Below are 23742 nucleotides of genomic sequence, written 5' to 3'. Positions count from 1 at the left end.
CGCTTCCTACGGTATCGGCCAGAACCTGGGCAAGAGCCTTGCTCAGGAAGGCATGGATGATCTGGACTCCAAAGCGGTAGCCCAGGGCATCGAAGATGCCGTCGGCAAGAAAGAACAGAAGCTGAAAGACGAAGAACTGGTCGAAGCCTTCGCTGCGCTGCAAAAGCGTGCTGAAGAGCGCATGGCCAAGATGAGCGAGGAGTCGGCCTCTGCCGGCAAGAAATTCCTCGAAGAAAACGGCAAGAAAGCCGGTGTGACTACCACGGCTTCCGGCCTGCAGTACGAAGTGGTCAAGAAAGCCGACGGCCCACAGCCTAAGCCTACCGACGTGGTGACTGTTCACTACACCGGCAAGCTGACCAACGGCACCGTATTCGACAGCTCCGTCGAGCGCGGCAGCCCGATCGATCTGCCGGTGAGCGGCGTGATTCCGGGTTGGGTTGAAGGTCTGCAACTGATGCACGTTGGCGAGAAGTACAAACTGTACATCCCTAGCGATCTGGCTTACGGCGCACAGTCGCCAAGCCCGGCAATCCCGGCCAACTCGGTTCTGGTCTTTGACCTGGAACTGCTGGCCATCAAGGATCCAGCCAAAGAAGACGCCGCTGCCGCCAAGTAATCGGCCTCGGTTTCAACAACAACGCCTCGCTTATGCGGGGCGTTGTTGCATCTGCACCTTGGCAAGGGTAAACAGAGCGAACCGATGCCGGTCAGGGGAGTCATAGCTTTGAGGCTGCAGCGCTAGACGCCCTGAGCCGCCAAGTCAATGAAATATTGGGGTTTTTTATGTGAGTAAAAAACGCCCGATCTGAGCGCAGCCCTTATAAAACGGGGCTCTCAGCGCTGAAATGCAGCTCTGTTCACAAGGTTATCCACAATTTGTGTGGATAACATTTCAACGGGAGGAATAGATGAAAGCTCCGTGGAATTTCGCTCGATTCCTGCCCCTGGCTGGCCGACTGCTCGCCCGTGGACGATTACCGACGTTGCTGTTCGCCGTGGCCAGCAAAGGTGCCGCGCAAGGCAATCGCCTCGGCAAACTCAAGGATGACCTGCGTTTGCTCCAGGCCCTGTGCCTGGCTTACTGGCGTGGTGATTACCGCGCGATCAGTGGCAAAGCCATTGTCTCGGTAGTGGCGGGCTTGATGTACTTCCTCAGTCCGGTCGATGCCATTCCGGATTTCATCCCGGTATTCGGCATGCTCGACGACATCGCTGTCCTCGCCTGGGTAATGAAAACCCTCGACGATGAGCTCAACGCTTTCCGTGTTTGGCGAAATCGCCAGCAACCGGAAAAACTCGCCGTGGTTGAACGCCTGCCCGATTCCCCTGAGCAACTTCAACTTCAAGGCCCGAAAAAGCCCTGATTCATTCAGCACTGCAACAGATAGATACCCCCCGCGACCTTAGCCGCTGTTAGGATTACACTTCTAGGGAAAAGTGCCGACTCGCTAAGTGTTGTTGTCCTACGGGGTAGTCATGGATATTCAGATAATTGCACGCGATGGCGAACCCGAATACGCGGTTCTGCCTTGGGCTCAATATCAGGCTCTACTGAAAGCAGCAGGTATCAACGAAACACCGTCGCGACAGGCTCCAGCGCCCCTCGCGGCAACGCCAGACCCGATTCTTCCAGGTCTGGATCAACTACGCAGTTTGCGCGAAGGGAAGGGCATCGCCATCGAGGCGCTGGCCCGCACGGTAGGCATCAGCCCGTCTTATCTGGCCTTGATCGAAAGTGGCGAGCGTCAGCCCGACGCCGCGATTCGCCGCAGTCTGGCCTGGGAATTGACGGTGCCAGGTTGGAGGGACGAATCGTGAGCGTACGCATCAGTCGTCAACATTGGGACGGATTGCTCGGAGAACTCGATCAGGCGCGCCGTCAGCGCCATCTGCTGACGTATCGGGCGCTGCTCGAACGCCTGCAATTGCCGACGCCGGCAATGCAGACGTTGACCGCGGCGCTGGAACATCTGGCCGCGCTGGACGCCAAGGCCGAACAACCGTTGCGCAGCTCGCTGGTCATCAGCCAGGGCGCCAGTCGCCTGCCACGCACCGGTTTTTTTGAATGCGTCGAACGTCTCGGGCGGTTTTCCGGGCCCTCTGATGGCGTTGCTGCCGCTTCCTGGCATGCGTCGGAAGTGGTCCGTGTCTTTGAGTACGAGTACCCGGAATCGGCGGAGGCCTGAGTGTTCTTACGACTCAAGGCGCGGGCCAGTTACTGGCTGGCCCGCAGGCTGTTTCACTGGTCATGGTTTGTCCGCCAGCCGCGTGGCTGGCGCTGGCTCGAAGGGCAGTTTGCGCGCATGGCCAACCTGGGCGATGTCGGTGCGCAAAGCTTCTACGGGCACATCCTGACCTTTCGCGGTGTGGGCCTGGGGGCACGCGAGGAAGGTGTGCGATTGCTGCGCCTGGCCGCTTTGGCGGGTGATGGCAAAGCGGCCTATCAGGTTGGCGTGATCAGTCTCGCAGGTACGCCGAGCAAGGCGCCTGACCCTGATGAAGCTGCGCGCTGGTGGGGGATGGCGGCCAAGGCCGGGCACCCATTGGCCGAGCTCAAACTGAAAGAACTGAACTCGCGCGGCGTTGAGTAGCAAACGTTCTGCACACTGAATATCTACTGTCCGTTTCATAAACGTGGCGTGAGGGAAACCTCACGCCACGTTTGCGTTTTCGCCTGCCTGTTTTTTATGTGAGTAGCTTTTACGGATTAGTCCTACAGCCATCGCCTACTTGCCTGACTTCTTTCCTGAGTGATCCCCCGCACAGTTCCCGCGCCTAATTTTTGCGCGAGGGAATGCTCATGTTTGACCCGCTTACTCAGTCCACTCCGCGCACCCGCGTGCGCTGATGGCCGCCGTCTCCCGTATCGAGCAGGAACTCGACAGCTTTCCCGACTCCCTCAACCTGTACCGCGAACAGCTCAAGCATTGGGCCAGTCGTGCGGCGGACAAGGTCAGCCATGCGGCGGATCTGCCATCGCTGATGGGCATGGAGCGGATCATTCGCTTCGGTGACAGCAGTACCGCTGTCAGCAGCGGCGACAACGATTTTTTCTCCGGCGTCGTCCAGTGTCCGCAGACAGGCTCGATGCTGATCGAGAGCAAGTTCGAGTCGGTCTACGACATTCCGCTGGGCAACATCGTGGTCGATGTGATTGCCATGGACAGCGGCGAAACCACTCCCATCACTCTGGATGCGCAAGGCAAAGGCTCATTCACAGGAACCGCCGGCAAGTTCTATCGCGTGCTGGTGCACAACAAAGTCACCAGCGGTCAGGTCGATGATTTGTTCACTGCCTATGACGGCCTGACAGCAGAGCTGAATGGCTGGCTGCGTAGCGAGTGGCAGGGTTTCAAGCCGCAGTGGTCGCAGTCGGTGGCGACTGCGGCTGGCAACGGCATGTTGGCCGGGAGCTGGGCAGCCATCGAAGGCGTGTGGGACAGCCTTGGTCTGCTTTCGGACATTCTCAAGGACCCAGGGGCTTTTGCCGAGCGATTGGGCGAGGGTGCCACGCAGTTGATGGCGCTCGCTGCGACGGCGCCCGACGTCATGGAAAAGCTGCAATTGCTGGTCAGCGACGAAGCGGCTCTCTGTTTACTGCTACGCACTGCAAGCCTCTGGCTGGAGATGTTGCCGCCCAGCGAGATCGCCGGGAAAACCGCTGAGGCGGCGTCGATGGTGATCGTCCAGGTGCTGATCGACGTGTTGATCGGCGTGGTTCTGACGTTCGTCGGGGCGGGCGCAGGGATCGCTTATCTGACGCTGCGCCTGGCAGATCGCGCAGCGCAATTGCTGTCAGCGGTGAAGCGCTTGGTGAAGGCGATGTTTGGCATCGTCGAGGGGTTCATCAAATACGTTGATCAATACAAATCGGTCGCCGCCCGTGGCATCGCCGCCGGCGTGAAAAAGGGTCGAATGCAGCTCCGTTGGGATGCCCAACGCAATGCCTCGCTAAAGAAAGAGGAAAACCACGACGACGCCTCTGACCAAGCTAAAAACCCCAACGGTGACAGCGCCGATTGCGCGCTACTGACCTGCACCAACGGCTGTCCGGTGTCGATGGTCACCGGCGAGGAGTTGCTGACCCTGACCGATGCGGTGCTCGATGGCCGGCTGCCGTTCGAGTTCAGCCGTTTGTATCGCAGCAGCGCGGTGGAAATCGACGTTGGCCTGGGCTTTGGCTGGAGCCATTCGCTGGCGCATCGGTTGGTGTTCGAAGGCGACTTCGTCGTCTGGATCGATCATGAGAACCGGCGAACGCGGTTTCCGTTGCCGAATGTTGCTCGCCCGGCGATTCACAACAGTTTGTCGCGGGCGGCAATCTTTCTCGGGGATGAGCCGGAGGAACTGATTCTTGCGCTGGCCGGGGACGCGGCGCGGTTCTATCACTTTCGCGCGGGTCGGCTGACGGCGATCAGTGATGTTTATGGCAATCGTCTGACGGTCCATCGCGATCGGTCTGACAGGATTCAGCGACTGGATAACGGCGCAGGTCGCGCGCTGTTGCTGCGCTATGACCGGGCGCAGTTGATTGCGCTGGATTACCAGAGTTTTCAGGGCGGCGAATGGACGACTGAGCAAAACCTCGTCAGCTATTGCTACGACGCCCGTCAGCGTTTGTTGGCCGCGAGCAATGCGGTCGGCGACAGCGAGCGTTACGACTACGACGACGCCAACGTCATTCTGCAACGGCAACTGGCCGGCGGCGCGAGTTTCTTCTGGGCGTGGGAGCGCGCGGGGACATCGGCGCGTTGCGTGCGGCACTGGGCGTCGTTTTCGCAGATGGACACGCGCTATGTCTGGGACGACAACGGCAGCGTCGCGGTGCATTACGTCGATGGCACCGAAGAGGTTTACGTCCACGACGACCGCGCGCGCTTGCTGCGCAAGGTCGAAGCCGACGGCGGCGAGCAGCTCAAGGCCTATGACGCGGCCGGACGTTTGATCGCCGAGCAGGATGCTTTAGGCGCTGTTACCGAATACCGCTACGACGAGATCGGACGGCTGATTGCGCTGCTTCCTGCGCAAGATGAGCCAACGTCCTACGAGTATCGCAACGGTTTCCTCTACCGGCGTTCACGTGGCGATGCGGTGTGGATTTATCGGCGCAATGCCGAGGGCGATGTCACCGAAGCGGTCGATCCTGACGGCAAGGTCACCCATTACTACTACGACGTTCGCGGGCAATTGCTGTCGATCCGCTATCCGGACAGCAGCCGGCATCGACTGGCGTGGAATGAGCTTGGCCAACTCATTGAAGAAACCCTGCCTGACGGTGGTGTGCGGCGCTTTTCCTACGATGCGTTGGGGCGGCGGACTACCACGGTTGATGAACACGGTGCGCTGACGCGTCAGCAGTGGGATGCGGCGGGGCGACTGGTTCAGACGACGTTGGCGGGCGGCGCCACTCGGGCTTACAGCTACGGCGCTTACGGTCAGGTGACAGCCGAGCGCGACGAACTCGGGCGCGTTACCCGGTTTGAATATGACGACGATTTGCACCTGGTCTCGCGAAAGATCAACCCCGACGGCACGCGGGTGCAGTACCGCTACGACCATGCGCAACTGCTGCTCACCGAGATTGAAAACGAATCCGGCGAGAAGTATCGACTGGACTACACGCCGACGGGACTGATCCGCCAGGAAACTGGCTTCGACGGGCGGCGCACGGCGTATGCCTATGACCTCAATGGGCATCTGCTGGAGAAGATCGAGTTTGGTGATGACGGCTCGCGGTTAGTCACCGCTTATGCACGCGATAGCGCCGGGCGCCTGCTGGTCAAAACCCTGCCCGACGGTATCAAGGTCTCCTATCAATACGACTGCCTCGGTCGTTTGATCGCTGTCGATGACGGCCAGAAGCATCCGCTGGCTTTCGAATATGACCGTCAGGATCGACTGATCACCGAGCATCAGGGCTGGGGCACGTTGCGCTACAGCTACGATGCCTGCGGTCAGCTCAAACGCCTGCGCCTGCCGGACAACAGCAAACTCGAGTATCACCACGCCAAGGGCGGCGCGCTGACCGGCATCGACCTCAACGGTGCGCAACTGACCACGCACGTCTTTCAGTCCGGCCGTGAACAACAACGCCAGCAAGGTCTGCTGCTCAGCGAATATGCCTACGACGATCAGGGAAGATTATTGGCCCATGCCGTAGGACATTCGCACGATGCGCTGTATCGCCGCGACTATGCCTACAGCGCCAACGGCAACCTGGAACACATCGCCGACACCCGCCACGGCCAACGCACCTACGGCTACGACAACCTCGACCGCTTGATCCGCGTCCGCCACTCGCGCGACGAACTGCCGGAGTCCTTCGCTCACGACCCGGCCGGCAACCTGTTGATGCAGGACCGCCCCGGCCCGAGCCAGATCAAGGGCAACCGTCTGCTGATGCAGGGCGACCGCCATTACGACTACGACGCCTTCGGCAACCTGATCCGCGAACGCCGTGGCACCGCGCAAAAACTCGTCAGCGAATACCGCTACGACAGCCAGCACCGCCTGATCGGCCTGACCCGTCCGGACGGCCAAACCGCCTCGTACAGGTACGACGCCTTCGGCCGACGCATCAGCAAAACCGTCAACGGCGTCACCACGGAATTCTTCTGGCAGGGCGACAACCTCGTCGCCGAAAGCAGCCAAAACGAATACCGCAGCTACGTCTACGAACCCGGCACCTTCCGCCCGCTGGCCCTGCTCGACGGCAAAGGCCCGAAAAAGGCCTGCCCGTTTTATTACCAACTCGACCATTTGGGAACACCGCTGGAGCTGACCGATTACAGCGGCGAGATTGTCTGGTCAGCGCAGTACGACGCGTACGGCAAGGTCGCTGCGCTGAGCCTGGCGGCGGCGGAATACCTCGATCAGCCGCTGCGGTTTCAGGGGCAGTATTTCGACGCGGAGAGTGGGCTGCATTACAACCGGCACCGGTATTACGACCCGCGGTTGGGACGGTATCTGACGCCGGATCCCATCAAGTTGGCTGGGGGGTTGAATCAGTACCAGTACGTGCCGAATCCGACGGGGTGGGTGGATCCGTTGGGGTTAACGTCCAACTGTCCGCCGCCGAAACAACCATGTCGTCCGATGCGGTATGAAGCTGGTCGTGCAGTCGTCGACGAGGGTGCCCCTCCACTGCCAAAGATGACAGCCCAAGAGCGGAGGGGGAGGATTGATGACTTGGCTGAGGAAAACGCATACCGACGTTTGCATGAAATGGAGAATCCACAAATTGGAGAGCATTTTTTAGAAAAACACGGCGCCCAAACAACTATACAATCTCAATTTGAAAGAATTTCGTCAGCGAAAAACCCAACGACTGGTGTCGTAGAAACCTATATCGGTGGATCAAAAGACGGCGAGCCAAAAATTCCAAGTGCGGCTACTCATTTTCTCAGTCATAGGGATCAGTTGAACGCTATCTACAGAGCGAAACTAATACTTCGTCAGACCAATCTTCAGATATCGAAAAGACCCATGGATATGGGAAAGATAATTGGGGAGGGTTATACGAAAGACGGAGTTTATGGGCAGCAAAGGAAAGCTGTCGTTATTCACAAAGCAAATGGTAGTACCGTAACTTCTTACGCGGATTTCGATTGATGAAAAATTTATATGAAATTGTAGATATAAAAAATCTACTGTTTGTGTTCGATATCGAGAATGCTCCTGATGTCGAGCGAGAACGATTGATCGTCGAAAAAAACGTAAACGATTCTCGGCAGTTAATAGAGTTATTCGATACTTTGTTAAAACCTGAATTTTATGAATACACCGATGCCGAGCAAGAGTCTCTCATTAATACACTCGATCATTTTTTGAAGGTGGATGACAATTTTGATCGTGTGTTTAATCGAATGACGACATATTTTGATGATGACGTTACGGATAGGCCTGGTTTCATGAAGGTTTTGCTGGAGTGTTTGACTAAGTATCGAAATGGAAAAGACTCGGGCTATTAAATGTGAGATGAGAGAACCGGCACCTTCGCGAGCAAGCCCGCTCCCACAGGGGTTTGAGTCGTTTGAGGAAATCAACGTTGCCCGATTAGCTGCGCTAGATGGAGTTCGGGTGCAGTAAGACTATCAATCACATGCACGCTATACCCCGGAATATTCTTCGCATGGTGCTTCGCCTGCGAAGCCATCTCCGCCAGCTGACTCGCATCAAGTTGTGCGCAAGCTTCGGGGTGCAGGTGAACAACGCCGATGGACAGTGACAGCAGCGGAAACTCCTGGCGCATCCCCTGACGATTCGGCGCGATAAAGCATCCAGCCTCAAGGTGTTCAGGCCGATAAAAGCGGCGACATTGGCTCTGGAAATCGTCAAGAAGCTGGTTGAGGCGTTTTCGCCAATCTTCGGGGCCTAGGACGAGGAGGAAATCGTCGCCGCCGATATGCCCCACAAAGTCGCGCGACGGATCGACGCGTTCGTTGAGGCATTGCGCCAGACACAGCAACACTTCATCGCCGCGACCGTAGCCGTAGATGTCGTTGAAAGGCTTGAAGCTGTCGATGTCGACATAACAAATCACCGACTCGCGCGCCTGTTGCAGCAACCGGGTCAGGCATTGCTGAATCGGCACATTGCCCGGCAACAAGGTCAGTGGATTGGCGTAACGCGCCTGCTGGATTTTCAGTTCGGTGATCAGTTTGAGCACGTCAATCACTCGGCCCAGACCGAGATAGCCGCCGTTGAGGGTGATGATGAAGTCTTCTTCGATACGCTGCCGGGCGCGGCTGGTGATCAGGCGGCTGACCTGTTGCAGCGATTGGCTCATTTCCACGGCGAGGAAATCGTCGTTCATCAGGCGGCTGATCGGTTTGCGGGCGAACAGGTCGGTGGCGAACGGTTTGAGCAACGCATCGGACAGCGAGTGCCGATGGACGATGCCGCAGGGCTGGCCTTGTTCGTCGAGCACGGCCAGAGAGTTGAGGTTGGCCTGGCGGCGGAAGGCTTCCAGCACGGTGGCGGTCGGTGTATCGCGATGGACCGCCGGTTGGTCGTTGAGCAGGGCACTGAGGTCGCTGCCTTCGTCGTTCAGCGCAACGTTGCTGCTGTCGTGTTTGGGCATCAAGGCGCGGGCGTCGCGGGGAGGATGTTCCTGTGGGCGACCGAGCAAATAACCCTGCACCAGGTCGACACCCATCTCGGTCAACACTGCGAGCTCTTCAGGTAACTCAATACCCTCAGCGATGACCTGCGCCCGTGAAGCTTTGGCGATTTGCAGGATTGAGCCGACGAACTCGCGTTTCAGCGCGTCCTGATGAATACCGTCGATGAAGTGCCGATCGATCTTCACGTAATCCGGGCGCAGTTCCGACCATAAACGCAGGCTTGAATAACCGGCGCCAAGATCATCCAGCGCAATCGAAAAGCCCATCGCCCGGTAGTGATGCAGCGCGGTTTGCAGCAACTGGAAATCGTCGATCGGCGTTTGTTCAGTCAGTTCGATAACTACCTGGCTCGGCGGGATGCCGAAGTCCTGCAGCAGCTGCAGTGTACGTCCGGGCTGGTGCGCAGCTTCGAGCAAGGATTCAGGAGAGACGTTGAGAAACAGTTTGCCCGGCAATTGCTGCTCGTTGAAACGGCGGCAGGCGCTTTGTCGGCAGGCGATTTCCAGTTCACTCAGGCGTCCGGCCTGACGCGCGACGGCAAACAAGGCAATCGGTGAGTGCAGAGGGCTGTTGGACGGGCCGCGAGTGAGGGCTTCGTAACCGAGAATGCGTCGCTCGGAGAGGCAAATGATCGGCTGGAACAGGCTGTGCAATCCGCTTTGAGTCAGGATCGAGCTCAAGGCACCCAGCTGTTCGGTCGTGGTCATGGCAATCTCTGGCGATAAAAAAAGGACTGGGAGCGCTCTCGGTGAAGAGAGTGGCTCCCAGTCCTTTATTGCACGACAGAATGATGACTGTTTGATGACGATCCGGGGATCGTCAGCATTAAATTGCCATCACGTTACTTCTTGGCCACCTGATTGCTCAGCTTCAGGTAATCCAGCAACACGCGCCCGGTTTCGCTCAGGTAGGCGTCGTCTTCTGGTTTGACCTTGTCCGGCTCGGCGGCGGTAAGCGCGTCGTCGTCTTCTTTCTTCAGCTCTTTGAGCGGCTCTTCGCCTTTGGCTTTGCGACGGATATTTTCCATCGCCAGTTGCTTGGCGTCGATGTCAGTGTGCTGGGCGCGACGCTCGGCTTCGTTGAGGCTGACGGTTTTTTCTTCCATCAGCTTTTGCGCGAGTGCCAGCTTGTCACGAATGAACACGAACTCGGCGTCTTTGGCCGTGCGCGCATCATGCTCTGACTTGAGCTGAGCCAGGTACGGTTTGAACGGATCGGCAGCCGGTTTGATCGCCGCGCGGATGGTGTCCCACGGCATGGCTTCCGGCAGTGCGCTCTCACCGATTTCCTTGGTGTCGATCAGCGACGGGTAGTCGATGTCCGGCAGTACGCCCTGGTGCTGGGTGCTCTGACCGGAAACCCGGTAGAACTTCGCCAGGGTCAGTTTCAGTTCGCCATGGTTCAGCGGTTGAATGGTCTGCACGGTGCCTTTACCGAAGGTCTGGCCACCGATGATCAGCGCGCGGTGGTAGTCCTGCATGGCGCCGGCGAAGATCTCCGAAGCCGAGGCGGACAAGCGGTTGACCAGGAGCGCCATCGGGCCTTTGTAGAACGCACCCGGGTTTTCATCTTCGAGCACGTCGACGCGGCCATCGGCATTACGCACGAGTACGGTCGGGCCTTTGTCGATGAACAGGCTGGTCAGCTCGGTGGCTTCCTGCAGGGAGCCGCCACCGTTGTTACGCAGGTCGATGACTACGCCGTCGACTTTGTCTTTCTGCAGCTCGGTCAGCAGTTTCTTGACGTCGCGGGTGGTGCTCTTGTAGTCCGGATCACCGGCACGGAATGCCTTGAAGTCGAGGTAGAAGGCCGGGATCTCGATGACGCCGAGCTTGTAGTCCTTGCCGTCCTGTTTCAGGTTGAGGATGGACTTCTTCACGGCCTGATCTTCAAGCTTCACCGCTTCACGAGTGATCGGCACGATCTTGGTGGTCTGGTCGTTCGGCGCATTGCTCGCCGGAATCACTTCCAGACGCACCACGGTGCCTTTCGGGCCACGAATCAGCTTGACCACTTCGTCCAGACGCCAGCCGACGACGTCGACCATCTCTTTGTTGCCTTGGGCAACGCCGATGATCTTGTCGGCCGGGGCGACCTGCTTGGTCTTGTCGGCCGGGCCTGCCGGCACCAGACGCACGACTTTGACCTGGTCGTTGTCGCTCTGCAACACGGCACCGATGCCCTCGAGGGACAGGCTCATGTTGATGTCGAAGTTTTCCGCGTTATCCGGCGACAGATAATTGGTGTGCGGATCGTACGACATGGCGAAAGTGTTGATGTACGCCTGGAAGATATCTTCCGGACGGGTCTGGTCCAGGCGCGCCAGCTGGTTCTTGTAGCGCTTGGTCAGGGTTTCCTGGATCTGCTTGGGCTCTTTGCCGGCGATCTTCTGGCGCAGGACTTCGTCCTTGACGCGTTTGCGCCACAGGTCGTCGAGTTCAGCAGTGGACTTGAGCCAAGGGGCATCCTTGCGATCGATCAGCAAGGTCTCCTTGCTGTTGAAGTCCATCTTGTCGACGCCTTTGTCCAGCTCGGCAATGGCGAAGTCCAGACGCGCCTTGACGCGATCCAGATAGCGCTTGTAGATGGTGAAGCCGGCGTTGAGGTCGCCGCTTTTGAGGAAGTCGTCGAACTGGGTCTTCCACTTGTCGAATTCGGCGATGTCGCTGGCCATGAAATAGCTGCGCGACGGATCCAGCAGCTTGATGTAGCTGTCGTAGATGATCACCGAGCGCGCATCGTCGAGCGGCGGCTTGCTGTAGTGGTGACGCTTGAGCAACTCGACGACGTTCAGGCTGGCGATGACTTCATCGCGATCAGGCTGCAACTTGTCCCAGCTGTTGGCTGCGAATGTACTGCCCGATACCGGCAACAGGCCGATACCGATGAAAAGAGCGAGGGCGGTGCTGGGGAGCAAATGCTTCATGCTGATTCGACGCGGGGACAATTGATAACGCATATTAGGCCGTCTTTGAAGTCGCCGGTCTACGAGAGCCGGTCGCATAATGCAAAAAGCCCGGCGCTACAGCTTCGGGCTCAGTCCAGACTCACTATGGAGGCACTGTGAAGGCATTGCAAGGCGTTGAAGGTCAAGTGGCATGGGTTGAGGAGCCGAGTCCTACATGCGATGTAGGACAAGTTCGCATCCGAGTGGCGGCAGCCGGCCTCAATCGCGCCGATTTATTACAGAAGGCAGGGCTTTATCCGCCACCGCCTGGTGCCAGCCAGGTGCTCGGTCTGGAGTGCTCCGGGGTGATCAGCGAGGTCGGTGCGGGCAGTTCGTGGCAGGTCGGTGATCGGGTTTGCGCCTTGCTGGCCGGGGGTGGCATGGCCGAAGAGGTGGTGGTCGACGGACGGCATGTGCTGCCGGTTCCTGAAGGTGTTTCGCTGATCGAGGCGGCCGCATTACCTGAGGTTTACGCAACAGTCTGGCTGAATGTGTTTCAACTTGCGGCGCTCAAACCGGGTGAGAAAGTTCTCTTGCACGCCGGAGCAAGTGGAATCGGTTCAGCCGCCATTCAGTTGTGCAAGGCGTTTGGCAATCCCTGCTGGGTCAGCGTCGGTTCCGCCGAGCGTCTGGCTTACTGCGAGGCGCTGGGTGCGCAGGGCGGGGTGGTGCGCACCGATGATCTCGAAGGCTTGCGTGACCTGGGGCCGTTTGATGTGATCCTCGATCCGGTCGGTGGCAATTATTCGGCGCTGAATCTGAAACTGATCGCGTTGGACGGACGTTGGGTGCTGATCGGCTTGATGGGCGGCCGCGAGGCGAAACTGGATCTGGCGCAGGTGTTGGGCAAGCGCGTGCAGTTGCTCGGTTCGACGTTGCGCAGTCGTGACGATCAGTTCAAGGCGGATCTGTTGAGTGATCTCGGTCAGCAGGTGTGGCCGTTGTTTGCAGAGGGGCGGTTGAGTCCGCAGTTGGCCAAGGCGTTTGCCGTGAAGGATGCCGAGGCGGCGTTTGCGGAGTTGGCGAGTAATACGGTGGCGGGCAAACTGGTGTTGGTGATTGACGAAAGTTTGAGCTGTTAGAAGGGCTGGATCAAAAGATCGCAGCCTTCGGCAGCTCCTACAGGGGGAAATGTAGGAGCTGCCGTTTGCTTTTATTTCCAGAGATGAATAGGCCAGCCGGCTTTTTCGGCGTGCTCAAGCAGCACTGGATCCGGGTTGACCACGTGCGGGAAATCCACCTTCAGCAACAACGGCAGATCATTGCGCGAGTCGGAATAGAAACTCGCGCCTTCCAGGTTCTCCTCCTCCGCATCCAGCCATTCCAGCAACCGGGTGATCTTGCCTTCGCGGTAGGTCAGCGTGCCAACGGTGTGGCCGCTGTAAACGCCATGGGCGACTTCCAGTTCGATACCGAGAATCTCATCGATGCCCAAACGGTCGGCAATTGGTTTGACGAGGTGCGTGCCCGACGCCGAAATCACCAGAATCCGGTCGCCGGCCTTGCGATGCGCGGCGATGGTTTTCGTCGCGTCGCTGAAAATGATCGGCTCAATGAAGTCTTCCACCCAAGGGCCGACCAAGTGCTCGACTTCTTCCGCAGTACGCCCGATCAGCGGTTCGAGGCTGAACTCCATGTACTCTTCCATGCGCAATTTGCCATGGCTGTAGGCGTCCATCAGTTCGTTGTTCTTGCGCATGAACGACTCGGGATCGACCCAGCCCAAACGCCCCATCTGCTCGCTCCAGAGGGTGGCGCAGTCGCCGTGGATCAACGTTTCGTCCAGATCAAAAATTGCCAGGGCCATCAGTTCTCTCCGAGAACAGCTGCGAGCTACAAGCTTCGAGCTGCAAAAATTGGAATCAGCTGCGCCGCAGTCTACAACTTGAAGCTTGTAGCTCGAAGCTTGCAGCCGCTTTTAAGCTACTTCGCACAGGGCCGTCGGATCGATGGAAAGCGCCAGGCGCTGACCGTCGGGATGCAGATCGGCCGCCGAGCGGTTGAGTACATCCACCACCAGTTCGACGCCGCGCGCTTCGACGCGATAGCGGATGACGTTGCCGAGCAGGCTGTGGCTGCGGATCTGCGCATCGAGTTCGCCGTTCAAGCTCAGCTCGATGGCTTCCGGGCGAATGGCGATGCGGTGATTGATCGGGCGCTGCAACAATTTCGAAGCGTCATCGGCATCGAGCAGGTTGTAGTTGCCAATGAAGCCTGCGGCGAACACATCGACCGGTGCGGTGTAGAGGGTTTCGGCGTCGCCACTCTGGACGATTTTTCCCTGATTCATCAGGAAAATTCGATCAGACATGGTCAGCGCTTCTTCCTGATCGTGAGTAACGAAAATCGTCGTCAGGCCAAGTTCGCGCTGGATCTGACGGATCTGTTCGCGCAGGTGTTTGCGAATCCGTGCATCGAGTGCCGAGAGCGGTTCATCCAGCAGCAACAAGCGTGGACGCGTGACCAGCGAACGGGCGAGGGCCACACGCTGACATTGACCTCCGGACAGCTGATGCGGATAGCGGCTGGCAAAGTCGTTCAACTCCACCAGTTTCAACACTTCAGCAACGCGCTTATGACTGTCGTCGGCGTTGACCTTTTGCATGCGCAAACCGAACGCAACGTTCTGCTCGACGGTCATGTTGGGAAACAGCGCGTAGCTCTGGAACACCATGCCGATCCCGCGTTTCTGCGGGCTTAAGGGCACGATGTCGACGCCATCCAGCAGAATCTTGCCGCCATCCACCGACGTCAGGCCGGCAATGCAACGCAGAAGAGTGGACTTGCCGCAGCCGGACGGGCCGAGCAGGGTGACGAATTCGCCCTTGTTGATTTCGCAGTCGATGTCGCTGAACACGGTAGTGCCGGCGTAGCTTTTCTGCAGGTGTTGGACGCTGACATAGCTCATTCGCTTTTGTCCTTGTTCAAGATGTTGGCGATCCAGGTCAGGACCAGCACGAAAAAGAAATACGAGATGACCAGCGCACTGGTGAAGTGACCGCTGCTATTGCGCATGTTGTTCAGGTAAACCTGCAAGGTTTCGTAGCGCGTGCCGACCAGAATGTTGGCAAACACGAACTCCCCGAACAGGAACGAGAACGACAGCAGCAAGGCGACCATCAGGCCTTTGCGCAGGTTGGGCAGTACCACCAGAATCGCTGCCTGAAAGGTGCTGGCGCCGAGCAGTTGCGCAGCGTCCATCAGGTCGCGCAGGTTGATCGCTTGCAGGTTGTTGGTGATCGCCCGGTACATGAACGGCAGGGCCACGGTGAAGTAGCAGCCGATCAGAATCCACGGCGTGCCGACCATCGCCATCGGCCCGGAACCGTAGAGCTGTAACAGACCTACCGATGACACCACCGGCGGCACCGCGAAGGGCAGCAGGATCAGGATGTTCATCAGCGCATCGAGTTTCGGAAAGTGGTAATGCACGACGAACAGCAGCGGCAGAATCAGCACCACCGACAGCACCAGCGCGCCCACGCACACCAATAACGACTGGCCGAAGGCGTGGAGGAAACGTGGATCGCTCCACAACTGGATGTACCACTTGAAGGTGAAGCCGCTGGGCAGGATGGTCGCCGACCAACTGCTGGCGATCGAGTAGACCAGCGTGCCTGCCAGCGGCAGCAAGAGGATCGCGAATAGCAGATAAACCACGACGCGGTGGTAGAGGCCGGCCGGGCCGGATTCAGCGCGAGACATGGTAGCTCCTCTTCAGCAGCAGTTGATGCACGACAGTGACGATGGTCATCAGCGCCACCAGCACCACAGCCAGGGCGCTGGCCAGATTCGGGTCTAGGGAAATATCACCGGAAACCATTGCCGCGATGCGAATCGGCAGGACGTTGAAGTTGCCCGTCGTCAGTGCATACACCGTGGCGTAGGCGCCGAGGGCGTTGGCCAGCAGGATCACGAAAGTGCCGAGCAGCGCCGGGGTCAGCACCGGCAAACCGATGTGCCGCCAGAACTGCCAGCCATTGGCACCGAGCAACGCGGCGGACTCGCGCCAGTCTTCACGCAAGGCGTCGAACGCCGGGTACAGCAGCAGCACGCCAAGCGGAATCTGGAAGTAGGTGTAAAGGATGATCAACCCGGTTTTCGAGTACAGGTTGAAGTCCTGAATGATCCCCGACTGCTTCAACATGATGGTGATGCTGCCGTTGAAACCGAGCAGGATGATGAAGGCGAACGCCAGCGGCACACCGGCGAAGTTGCTGGTCATGTTGGCGAAGGCGTTGACGAAGTTGCGCAGCTTCGAATCGACCCGGCGCAGGGAATACGCACCGAGTACGGCAATGATGATGCCGAATACGCTCGACCAGAAACTGATCTCCAGGCTGTACTGGATCGCCTGCAAATAGAATTTCGAGCTGAAGATTTTCGTGAAGTTTTCGACGCCCCAACCGAACTCTTCCGATTGCAGACTGTTGATCATCACCCAGACCAGCGGGGCGATTTCGAAGACGATAAAGAACAGTGCGAAGGGCACCAGGCACAACGCCGCCAGCCATTTGCCGCGAGTCATGGCATTCACTTGAGCAGCTCCCGGCACACTGGTTTGTCGTGGGGCACACCGAGCAGTTCGCAGACCGTGCCGCAGATTTCCGTCTGCTTGGGCGCGGCGTCAGCGCTGAGGCTGAACGCGTCGCCAAGAACGAACAGCGGCACCTGGCGTTCTTCCGGCAACAGGCCGTTGTGCGAGCGGTCGTTGTTCATGCCGTGGTCGGCGGTCACCAGTACCTGATAGCCAGCGTCGAGCCAGCTCTGCAAATAGTCGGCGAGGATGATGTCCGCCGAGCGCGCGCTGTTGCGGTACTGCGACGAATCGAGCCCGTGCTTGTGCCCGGCATCGTCGATGTTCATCGGATGGATCAGCAGGAAATCCGGATCGTGGCGAAGACGGAGGTTTTCCGCGTCGGCGAACAGGTGCGAATCCGGGTAGTGGTCGTTCCAATAGAAGTGTCCGTGCTGGATCGGCAGCGACAGATTGTCGGTGTGACGGTCGCGCGCGGCGACGAATGGCGAGCGGTTGTACAGCTCGCTGACCCAGTGATACGCCGCCGCCGCGGTCTTCAAACCGGCATCGCGGGCGTAGTGATAAATGCTGCGCTGATTGGACAGGCGCGAGACGTTGTTGTGGACGATGCCGCTGTCGATCGGCGGCACGCCGGTGAGGATGCATTCATAAAGCGGTCGGGACAGGGCCGGCAGTTCGCACTCCAACTGATAGAGCGCGGCGCGTCCTGCGCCAACATAAGCCTGCAGATGCCCCATGGCGTGGCGCGCGACCTCGTAGTTGAGGCCGTCGAGCACGACAAGGATGACGTTGTGCTTCATAGGGGCGTTGACTCCGAAAACCAAACTTGAACCGGTCAATGTAGGAGCTGCCGCAGGCTGCGATCTTTTGATATTGCTTTAAAGGGCAAGATCAAAAGATCGCAGCCTGCGGCAGCTCCTACAGATGAAGGATTACTTCATCTCTACGATGACTTCTTCGTTCCACTTCTGCGGCAGGGCCTTGGAGGTTTTTTCCCACGCATCGGCGTCTTTGATCGGGGTGACTTTCTTGTACTGTTCGTTCGGCAGCAGCTTGGCCTTTACGTCTTCCGGCAGTTGCAGGTGCTCGGCGCGGATCGGACGGGCGTTACCTCGGGCGAGGTTGGTCTGGCCGGCGTCGCTGAAGATGTATTCGCGGGTCAGCTTGGCGGCGTTCGGATTTTTCGCGTACTTGTTGATGATCGTGGTGTAGCCGGAAATCACCGAACCGTCGGACGGGATCAGCACCACGTAATCATCCGGGTTGGCCATCTTGGCTTTGTAGCTCAAGCCGTTGAAGTCCCAGACCACGCCGACTTCGATCTCGCCTTTTTCCATGGTGGCGATGGTCGGGTTGGCCATCGACAGACGACCTTGTTTAGCGATGTCGGCGAACAGGGTCAGGGCCGGCTGGATGTTTTTCTCGTCGCCACCGTTAGCCAGGGCTGCGGCGAGTACGCCGTTGGCAGCTTGCGCGGCGGTGCTCACGTCACCGATCGAGACTTTGTATTTGCCACCCTTGAGGTCAGCCCATTTGGTCGGTACTTCGGAACCGTGCAGCAGCTTCTTGTTGACGATGAACGCGATGGTGCCGGTGTAGGCCAGTGCCCAGTTGCCGTCTTTGTCCTTGGCCCAGTCCGGAACCTGATCCCAGGTGCTTGGCTTGTAGGGTTGCACTACGCCTTGCTTGACCGCGATCGGGCCGAAGGCGGCACCGACGTCGCCGATGTCAGCGGTGGCGTTGTCTTTCTCGGCGGCGAACTTGGCGATTTCCTGGGCCGAGCTCATGTCGGTGTCGATGTGTTTCAGGCCGTAGGTTTTGGCAAGGTCTTCCCAGGTGCCTTTCCAGTTGGCCCAGTCATCGGGCATGCCGACACTGTTGACGGCGCCTTCCGCTTTCGCAGCGGCTTCGAGGGTTTTCAAATCGGTGCCAGCCGCCATGGCGGAGGTGCACATTGCAATGGTCGAGCCTAACAGTGTTGCCAGGAAAAGCTGTTTCATTCCGAAGCTCCTTGGTCGTGTTCAACGCTGCGATTGCGGTGGTTGTTGGTCTAGGTCAGCAATACCTGAGCCAATTTAAGGGGGCTGGATGACACTTTGATGTCGGTGGCCTTGCGCCAGGCCTTTTATATGGACGATATCGGCAGGTGCCCGATAAGCGTAGACCATGCGCAAAGGCCCGGAGAGCAGGGACTTGGCCGATGTATTGCAAGCCGTGTGGATGACCGTTCGGTAGTTTTGTCATCTGACGGTCATCTGTACTGCCTAGGCTTGCAACACCGCGAAACGGTTTGATCGCCGTGCGGTTTTGCCCCGAAACAGTGCTGGTCTAGTCCAGATAGGTAACGTTGATGCGTGATGAGGCAACAAAAGCGGTGACAGCCATTGGCCAGGTGTTGCAGGAGCAGCTCGACCACGGCTTGTTGGCGGCGGGCAGTAAATTGCCGGCTGAACGCAAGCTCAGTGAGTTGTTTGGCACCACGCGGATTACTGTGCGTGAGGCGTTGTTGCAGTTGGAGGCACAGGGGCAGATTTATCGTGAGGAGCGGCGCGGCTGGTTCGTTTCGCCGCCGCGTCTGGCCTATAACCTGATGCAGCGCAGTCACTTTCACGCGATGGTCAGTGCGCAGGGACGTGAGCCTTCGACCGAGGTGATTTCGGCGCGGTTGCAGCCGGCGTCAGCGGCGGTGTGTGCGTGGTTGCAGTTGCCGGCGCTGTCCAGCGTGATTCAGATTTGCCGGTCGCGGCGCATTGACGGGCGGCTGGTGTTGTATGTGGAGCACTATTTGAATCCGCAGTTTTTTCCGGGGATTCTTGAGTTTGATTTGAATCAGTCGATTACCGAGTTGTATGCGCGGCATTACGATTTGCACTATGGGCGGGTGCGCTTTGAGATTGTGCCTACGTCATTGTCTGTGGATGCGGCGGCGGCTTTAAGGGTGTCGGTGGGGAGCCCGGGGTTACGGATTGCTCGGGTTAATTATGATCAGCATAAGCGGTTGATTGATTGTGATCTGGAGTTTTGGCGGCATGATGCGATTCACGTTGGGGTTGATGTTGCTTGAGCTTTGACCTTGGCGGCCTGTGGGCCGACCAGGCTATTGGGTTCTGTGTGAATATCCGTTTCTGCGGGTGTCGCCGCTGGCGGTTTCGCTCTTACAGCGAGTCACTTTTGCAGACGCCCAAAAGTAACCAAAACGCTGGGCCCCGGCGTTCGGCCCGCTCGCTAAAGCTCGGGGTTCCTTCGCTCCGGGATTGATCCGGGGGGCATCGCCTACGGTTTGCTTCGCTGCACCTCCTCTCGATGTGTTCGACTTCGTCGAACGGTCGCTGCGCTCCCACCCCCGGATCAATCCCGGAACGAAGCCTGCCGAAGGGGCCAGCACGGCAAGATCAAGAGCGGTACTCGAGCTTGCGCTCATTGTGTTGAGTGGGGCGGCTTTGCCGCATGGGGTGTTCGCAAGCGATGGCGGCCTGACAGCAGACCTGTTTCTGGCGGCTGCACACGGTCCAAATGTGGGAGCGAGCCTGCTCGCGAAAGCGCCCCCACAGTCATCTCAACACTACTTGCCAGCCTCCGCATGGGCATACAGATAATCCGTCGCCAATGAAGCCATTGTCCTCACCCCGACCACCAGCGCCGACTCATCCACAAAGAACCCCGGATTGTGATTCGGCGCTGCCTTGCTCATGTCCTGGTCCCTCGGGGTCACGCCGAGAAACACAAACAATCCCGGTACTTCCTTGGCATAGAACGAGAAGTCTTCCGCGCCGCCCACCAGCGGTGCATTCACCACATCGTCCTTGGCCGCCCACTTCAACGTCGGCAGCATTTTTTCGGTGAGCGCTGGGTTGTTAATCGTCGGGTCATATTTTTCGATGATGGTCACGTCTGCTTTTGCACCGCCACTTTCGGCGATTTTTTCCACGGTCTGGCGTACGTCGGCATGCAGTTTCTGGCGGATGCCGTAGTCGTAGGAGCGGATCGTGCCGGTCATGTCCACGGATTCGGGAATGATGTTGTAGCGTGTGCCGCCGTTGATGGTGCCGATGCTGACCACTGACGGGTACGAGGAGATATCGGTGCGGCGGCTGACTACAGTTTGCAGACCGACGATGGTTTGCGCGCCGACGGTGATCGGGTCGATGCCGTCCCATGGGCGGCCGGCGTGGGTTTGTTTGCCGAGGATTTTGATGCGCAGGTCGTCGGAGCTGGCGAGAGTGGCGCCTGGGCGGTAGGCGATCTGGCCGGCGGGGACGCCGGCCCAGACGTGCAGGCCGAAGACCACATCGGGTTTCGGTGACTTCATCACGCCTTCCTCGACCATCATTTTTGCGCCCCAGGTATTTTTGCCGTCGGGGATGAAGTCGCTTGGGCCTTCTTCGGCGGGCTGGAAGTAGAACACCACGGTGCCGGGCAGGGTGTCGCGCATGCCCGTAAGAATCTTCGCCGTGCTCAGCAGGATTGCGGTGTGCGCATCGTGGCCGCAGGCGTGCATGACGTCGACTTCCTTGTCGAGATAAGTGCTTTTGGCTTTCGAGGCGAAGGGCAGGTCGGAAACTTCCTTGACCGGCAGCGCGTCCATGTCGGCGCGCAGGGCCACGGTCGGGCCGGGCAGGGCGCCTTTGAGGACGGCGACCACGCCGGTGCGGGCGACGCCGGTCTTGACGTCCAGGCCCATCGCTTTGAGTTGTTTGGCGACCAACTCGGCGGTGCGTTTTTCCGTGTTGCCGAGTTCCGGGTGGGCATGGATATCGCGGCGGGTTTCGAGGAGTTCGGGCTCAAGCTTTTGCGCTTGTTCGGCGATTTGCGTGCGGGTGCTGTCCAGGGTGGCCGCGCCGGCGTGGCTGGCGAAAAGGCCGAATAGAACGGCTTGGGCAATGCGCGTCAGTTGCATCGGTTACTCCTTGATTATTGTTGTCGGGCTTCCCTGCCTGTGACTGCAACCGCGCGCCTGAGTGCTATTCCTTCGGCTGACCGCCACCAGCAGTGATCACTTGCACGCTCATGCGCGGCGTTGCCAGATCGAGTCCGGCTTCGTCGAGATGGCGTTTGAGCGAAAGGTTGAAGGCGCGGGAAACTTCCCATTGCTTGATCGGCGCGGTCTTGAACCGGGCGCGCAATATCGCGCTGCCGGACTCGAAACTTTCGACACCCTGAATCTCCAGTGGCGACCAGATGTTGCGCCGTTGCAGCGGGTCTGTGCGCATCTTCTGGCCGACATCGCGCATCAGTTTGATCGCGTCGTCGATTTCCATGTTGTACGGCACCGCGACGCGGAAGATCGCGTAGCCGAATTCCCGTGAGTAGTTCTTGATGCTTTTGATTTCGCTGAACGGAATGGTGTGGACGATGCCGTCGATGTCGCGCAGGCGTACGGTGCGGATGGTCAGGCCTTCGACGGTGCCGAGGTGGCCGCCGACGTCGACGTAATCGTCGATGGCCAGCGAGTCTTCGATGATGATGAACAGGCCGGTGATCAGATCGGCGACCAGTGATTGTGCGCCGAAACCGATGGCCAGACCGATCACGCCAGCACCGGCGAGCAGTGGCGTGACGTTCATGCCCATGTTCGCCAGTGCGACGATCAGCGCAATGATGAAGATCGCCACGAACAGCACGTTGCGGATCAACGGCATCATCGTTTGCGCGCGCGCGTTGGCCAGGCCTTTGCGCGAGCGAGTGAGGGCGTGATGCACGGCGGTGTCGGCGAGGATCCAGATCAGCCAGGAGAAAATCAGCGTGCCGATCAGGCTGAACAGTTTGACGCTGACATCATGGCCGTCGCCCTCGGCGAAACCGATCAGCGATTTGCCCCATACGCGCAGGCCCAGTTCGATGAACGCCAGCCACACCAGCAGATGCGCGAGGGTATAGAAGAAGTTTTTCAGGCGCTCCGAGTACAGGGCGTGGCGCCGTGGCCCGCGTTGCGGTTTCAGTGAATGGCGACGCACAAGGCCGTTGATCACCATGCACAACACCAGCAACACGGTGCAGATCAGCGACTGGCGCAGCGCGGTACTGGTGTCGCCGGCGGAGACGAACGTCGCGAACAGCGAGATGCCGACCAGCACCAGCGCCGGCACGTACCAGAACGTTCCGAGGATATCGATGGTGTCGCTGAGCGCACGCCGGGTCAGGCGTCGAGATAATGGCTGGTTGCGAATCAGGTGCGCGATCGGGCGGCGGAAGCGCAGGATGAACAGCCCGGTCGAGAGTGCCGCGAGAATGTTGGCGATGGTCGCTGCCGTGTGGGCCAGATGCACGCCGAGGCTTTCGATCAGGCGCGGGTCGTTCAGGGCTTCACCGAATGCTGCGAAGCTGCCGATCAGCCACAGCGGCCGGAACGCTTGATGACGCAGAATGTACAGCGCGCGATGGCGATGCGGGCCGTCGAGCAGCGAGAAGGCAATCACGCAGATTGCCGAGAAGCAGGTACCGACCACCAGCGCATAGGCCAGCACCATCGCCAGGCTTTTGCCCAGCGAAGATGGCAAGGCGTAGGACATGTAAACGGTCATCACCAGGGCGATCAGCCAAGGCCCGAGCTTGCGCAACGCAAAGCGCAGCATGTCGAGGGCCTTGGGGTGTTGCGGCAGTTCTTCGGTCAGGCCGAAGCGCATGCGCACGCGATGGCCGAGCCAGATCAATGCGGCGGCAAGCAGACTCCAGACCATCAGGATCATGGCGAAACCGAAGATGATCGGCAGCCATTCGTTGGCCGGCAGCATCATGCCGCTGAGTTCTTCCTTGGCCAGGTCGAACTCGTTGCCCCAGCGATTCAGTGGGCTGTCATCACCGGTAAACTGTTTTTCGAAGTTGGCCAAGGTGCCGCCGATCAGGCCCAGCACGCCTTCTTCCGGTGCGATCTGGGCTTTTTTCGTGGCGTCGCGCAGCTTCTTCAGATCGGTGAGCAACTGTGCGCGTTGCTTGTCGTTTTCCAGCGACTTGATGACTTCGTCGAGGGACTGGCCGAGGGGCTCCTGGGCTTCGGGCTGGGCCTTGCTGGTGTTGAGCAGGCCCGGCAAGCCGACCGCGTGGGCGGGCGCCAGCGGCAGCAGCGTCATCAAGCAGACAAGGAACAGACTGGGCAAAGCAAAAAGACGAGCGAACACTAGGCGGTCAAC

Annotated in this window: 19 protein-coding genes; 9 read left to right on the top strand and 10 right to left on the bottom strand. The window is 58.9% G+C overall.

The window, feature by feature from the left end; genetic code table 11:
• The 7 genes from ACIPZE_RS19235 to ACIPZE_RS19205 all read left to right on the top strand — a co-directional run.
• Window positions 1-619: FKBP-type peptidyl-prolyl cis-trans isomerase (locus ACIPZE_RS19235; RefSeq protein WP_400774616.1), on the top strand; the 619-nt coding region annotated here is incomplete at its 5' end.
• A gap of 292 nt (window positions 620-911) precedes the next feature.
• On the top strand, window positions 912-1367 hold the full coding sequence (locus ACIPZE_RS19230) for a YkvA family protein (RefSeq protein WP_129391203.1): 456 nt from the start codon (window positions 912-914) through the stop codon (window positions 1365-1367).
• Window positions 1368-1479: 112 nt separating this feature from the next.
• Window positions 1480-1821, top strand: a complete 342-nt coding sequence (locus ACIPZE_RS19225; protein ID WP_129391206.1) for a helix-turn-helix domain-containing protein — start codon at window positions 1480-1482, stop codon at window positions 1819-1821.
• Window positions 1818-2189: a hypothetical protein gene (locus ACIPZE_RS19220; protein ID WP_003223109.1), complete on the top strand. Its 372-nt coding sequence runs from the start codon at window positions 1818-1820 to the stop codon at window positions 2187-2189. Before ACIPZE_RS19225 ends, ACIPZE_RS19220 begins: the two co-directional genes overlap by 4 nt.
• Window positions 2190-2594 carry a sel1 repeat family protein gene (locus ACIPZE_RS19215; protein ID WP_400774611.1) on the top strand — a complete coding sequence of 135 codons (405 nt, stop codon included), beginning with the start codon at window positions 2190-2192 and terminating at the stop codon, window positions 2592-2594.
• A 256-nt stretch (window positions 2595-2850) separates the two neighbouring features.
• Complete coding sequence (locus ACIPZE_RS19210; RefSeq protein WP_400774608.1) at window positions 2851-7614, top strand: RHS repeat-associated core domain-containing protein; 4764 nt, start codon at window positions 2851-2853, stop codon at window positions 7612-7614.
• Entirely contained in the window at window positions 7614-7973 is a 360-nt protein-coding gene (locus tag ACIPZE_RS19205; protein WP_400774605.1) for a hypothetical protein, read from the top strand. The genes ACIPZE_RS19210 and ACIPZE_RS19205 overlap by 1 nt, the downstream gene beginning before the upstream one ends.
• Before the next feature lie 71 nt (window positions 7974-8044).
• Here ACIPZE_RS19205 and ACIPZE_RS19200 read toward each other — a convergent pair whose 3' ends face one another.
• Window positions 8045-9835, bottom strand: a complete 1791-nt coding sequence (locus ACIPZE_RS19200; RefSeq protein WP_400774603.1) for a bifunctional diguanylate cyclase/phosphodiesterase — start codon at window positions 9833-9835, stop codon at window positions 8045-8047.
• 134 nt (window positions 9836-9969) lie between these two features.
• Window positions 9970-12054: a carboxy terminal-processing peptidase gene (locus ACIPZE_RS19195; protein WP_164979414.1), complete on the bottom strand. Its 2085-nt coding sequence runs from the start codon at window positions 12052-12054 to the stop codon at window positions 9970-9972.
• Window positions 12055-12191: 137 nt separating this feature from the next.
• Between ACIPZE_RS19195 and ACIPZE_RS19190 the strand changes: the two genes are divergently transcribed.
• Entirely contained in the window at window positions 12192-13157 is a 966-nt protein-coding gene (locus tag ACIPZE_RS19190) for a zinc-binding dehydrogenase (protein WP_400774600.1), read from the top strand.
• Window positions 13158-13228: 71 nt separating this feature from the next.
• Here ACIPZE_RS19190 and ACIPZE_RS19185 read toward each other — a convergent pair whose 3' ends face one another.
• The 6 genes from ACIPZE_RS19185 to ACIPZE_RS19160 all read right to left on the bottom strand — a co-directional run bounded on the left by ACIPZE_RS19185 (window position 13229) and on the right by ACIPZE_RS19160 (window position 18615).
• Complete coding sequence (locus ACIPZE_RS19185; RefSeq protein WP_283437175.1) at window positions 13229-13882, bottom strand: HAD family phosphatase; 654 nt, start codon at window positions 13880-13882, stop codon at window positions 13229-13231.
• A gap of 111 nt (window positions 13883-13993) precedes the next feature.
• Window positions 13994-14983, bottom strand: coding sequence for an ABC transporter ATP-binding protein (locus ACIPZE_RS19180; protein ID WP_129391230.1), 990 nt, complete (start codon window positions 14981-14983; stop codon window positions 13994-13996).
• Entirely contained in the window at window positions 14980-15780 is an 801-nt protein-coding gene (locus tag ACIPZE_RS19175; RefSeq protein ID WP_008083711.1) for an ABC transporter permease, read from the bottom strand. The genes ACIPZE_RS19180 and ACIPZE_RS19175 overlap by 4 nt, the downstream gene beginning before the upstream one ends.
• Window positions 15767-16603 carry an ABC transporter permease subunit gene (locus ACIPZE_RS19170; RefSeq protein WP_164979467.1) on the bottom strand — a complete coding sequence of 279 codons (837 nt, stop codon included), beginning with the start codon at window positions 16601-16603 and terminating at the stop codon, window positions 15767-15769. Before ACIPZE_RS19170 ends, ACIPZE_RS19175 begins: the two co-directional genes overlap by 14 nt.
• 5 nt (window positions 16604-16608) lie before the next feature.
• A complete protein-coding gene (locus ACIPZE_RS19165) occupies window positions 16609-17415 on the bottom strand; it encodes an alkaline phosphatase family protein (RefSeq protein ID WP_283437173.1) in 807 nt (268 codons plus the stop codon).
• Between the two features lie 132 nt (window positions 17416-17547).
• The gene (locus ACIPZE_RS19160; protein WP_129391239.1) at window positions 17548-18615 is read right to left on the bottom strand and encodes an ABC transporter substrate-binding protein; all 1068 of its coding nucleotides are present in this window, start codon (window positions 18613-18615) and stop codon (window positions 17548-17550) included.
• Window positions 18616-18965: 350 nt separating this feature from the next.
• Here ACIPZE_RS19160 and ACIPZE_RS19155 point away from each other — a divergent pair, with 350 nt between their 5' ends.
• On the top strand, window positions 18966-19679 hold the full coding sequence (locus ACIPZE_RS19155; protein ID WP_400774596.1) for a UTRA domain-containing protein: 714 nt from the start codon (window positions 18966-18968) through the stop codon (window positions 19677-19679).
• Between the two features lie 498 nt (window positions 19680-20177).
• Here the strand turns inward: ACIPZE_RS19155 and ACIPZE_RS19150 are convergent, their stop codons facing one another.
• Entirely contained in the window at window positions 20178-21512 is a 1335-nt protein-coding gene (locus tag ACIPZE_RS19150; RefSeq protein WP_400774593.1) for an amidohydrolase, read from the bottom strand.
• Between the two features lie 64 nt (window positions 21513-21576).
• On the bottom strand, window positions 21577-23730 hold the full coding sequence (locus tag ACIPZE_RS19145; protein WP_283437170.1) for a mechanosensitive ion channel family protein: 2154 nt from the start codon (window positions 23728-23730) through the stop codon (window positions 21577-21579).
• Window positions 23731-23742: the final 12 nt, after the last annotated feature.

It is taken from the genome of Pseudomonas sp. NPDC089741 (assembly GCF_044748825.1).
Taxonomy (GTDB): Bacteria; Pseudomonadota; Gammaproteobacteria; order Pseudomonadales; family Pseudomonadaceae; genus Aquipseudomonas; species Aquipseudomonas helmanticensis.
This window is presented reverse-complemented; position numbering and strand designations above follow the sequence as displayed.

Coding starts and splice junctions, on each gene's coding strand:
- ACIPZE_RS19230 (WP_129391203.1), top strand. CDS start 912: ATGAAAGCTCCGTGGAATTTCGCTCGATTCCTGCCCCTGGCTGGCCGA.
- ACIPZE_RS19225 (WP_129391206.1), top strand. CDS start 1,480: ATGGATATTCAGATAATTGCACGCGATGGCGAACCCGAATACGCGGTT.
- ACIPZE_RS19210 (WP_400774608.1), top strand. CDS start 2,851: ATGGCCGCCGTCTCCCGTATCGAGCAGGAACTCGACAGCTTTCCCGAC.
- ACIPZE_RS19205 (WP_400774605.1), top strand. CDS start 7,614: ATGAAAAATTTATATGAAATTGTAGATATAAAAAATCTACTGTTTGTG.
- ACIPZE_RS19200 (WP_400774603.1), bottom strand. CDS start 9,835: ATGACCACGACCGAACAGCTGGGTGCCTTGAGCTCGATCCTGACTCAA.
- ACIPZE_RS19195 (WP_164979414.1), bottom strand. CDS start 12,054: ATGAAGCATTTGCTCCCCAGCACCGCCCTCGCTCTTTTCATCGGTATC.
- ACIPZE_RS19185 (WP_283437175.1), bottom strand. CDS start 13,882: ATGGCCCTGGCAATTTTTGATCTGGACGAAACGTTGATCCACGGCGAC.
- ACIPZE_RS19180 (WP_129391230.1), bottom strand. CDS start 14,983: ATGAGCTATGTCAGCGTCCAACACCTGCAGAAAAGCTACGCCGGCACT.
- ACIPZE_RS19175 (WP_008083711.1), bottom strand. CDS start 15,780: ATGTCTCGCGCTGAATCCGGCCCGGCCGGCCTCTACCACCGCGTCGTG.
- ACIPZE_RS19170 (WP_164979467.1), bottom strand. CDS start 16,603: ATGACTCGCGGCAAATGGCTGGCGGCGTTGTGCCTGGTGCCCTTCGCA.
- ACIPZE_RS19165 (WP_283437173.1), bottom strand. CDS start 17,415: ATGAAGCACAACGTCATCCTTGTCGTGCTCGACGGCCTCAACTACGAG.
- ACIPZE_RS19160 (WP_129391239.1), bottom strand. CDS start 18,615: ATGAAACAGCTTTTCCTGGCAACACTGTTAGGCTCGACCATTGCAATG.
- ACIPZE_RS19155 (WP_400774596.1), top strand. CDS start 18,966: ATGCGTGATGAGGCAACAAAAGCGGTGACAGCCATTGGCCAGGTGTTG.
- ACIPZE_RS19150 (WP_400774593.1), bottom strand. CDS start 21,512: ATGCAACTGACGCGCATTGCCCAAGCCGTTCTATTCGGCCTTTTCGCC.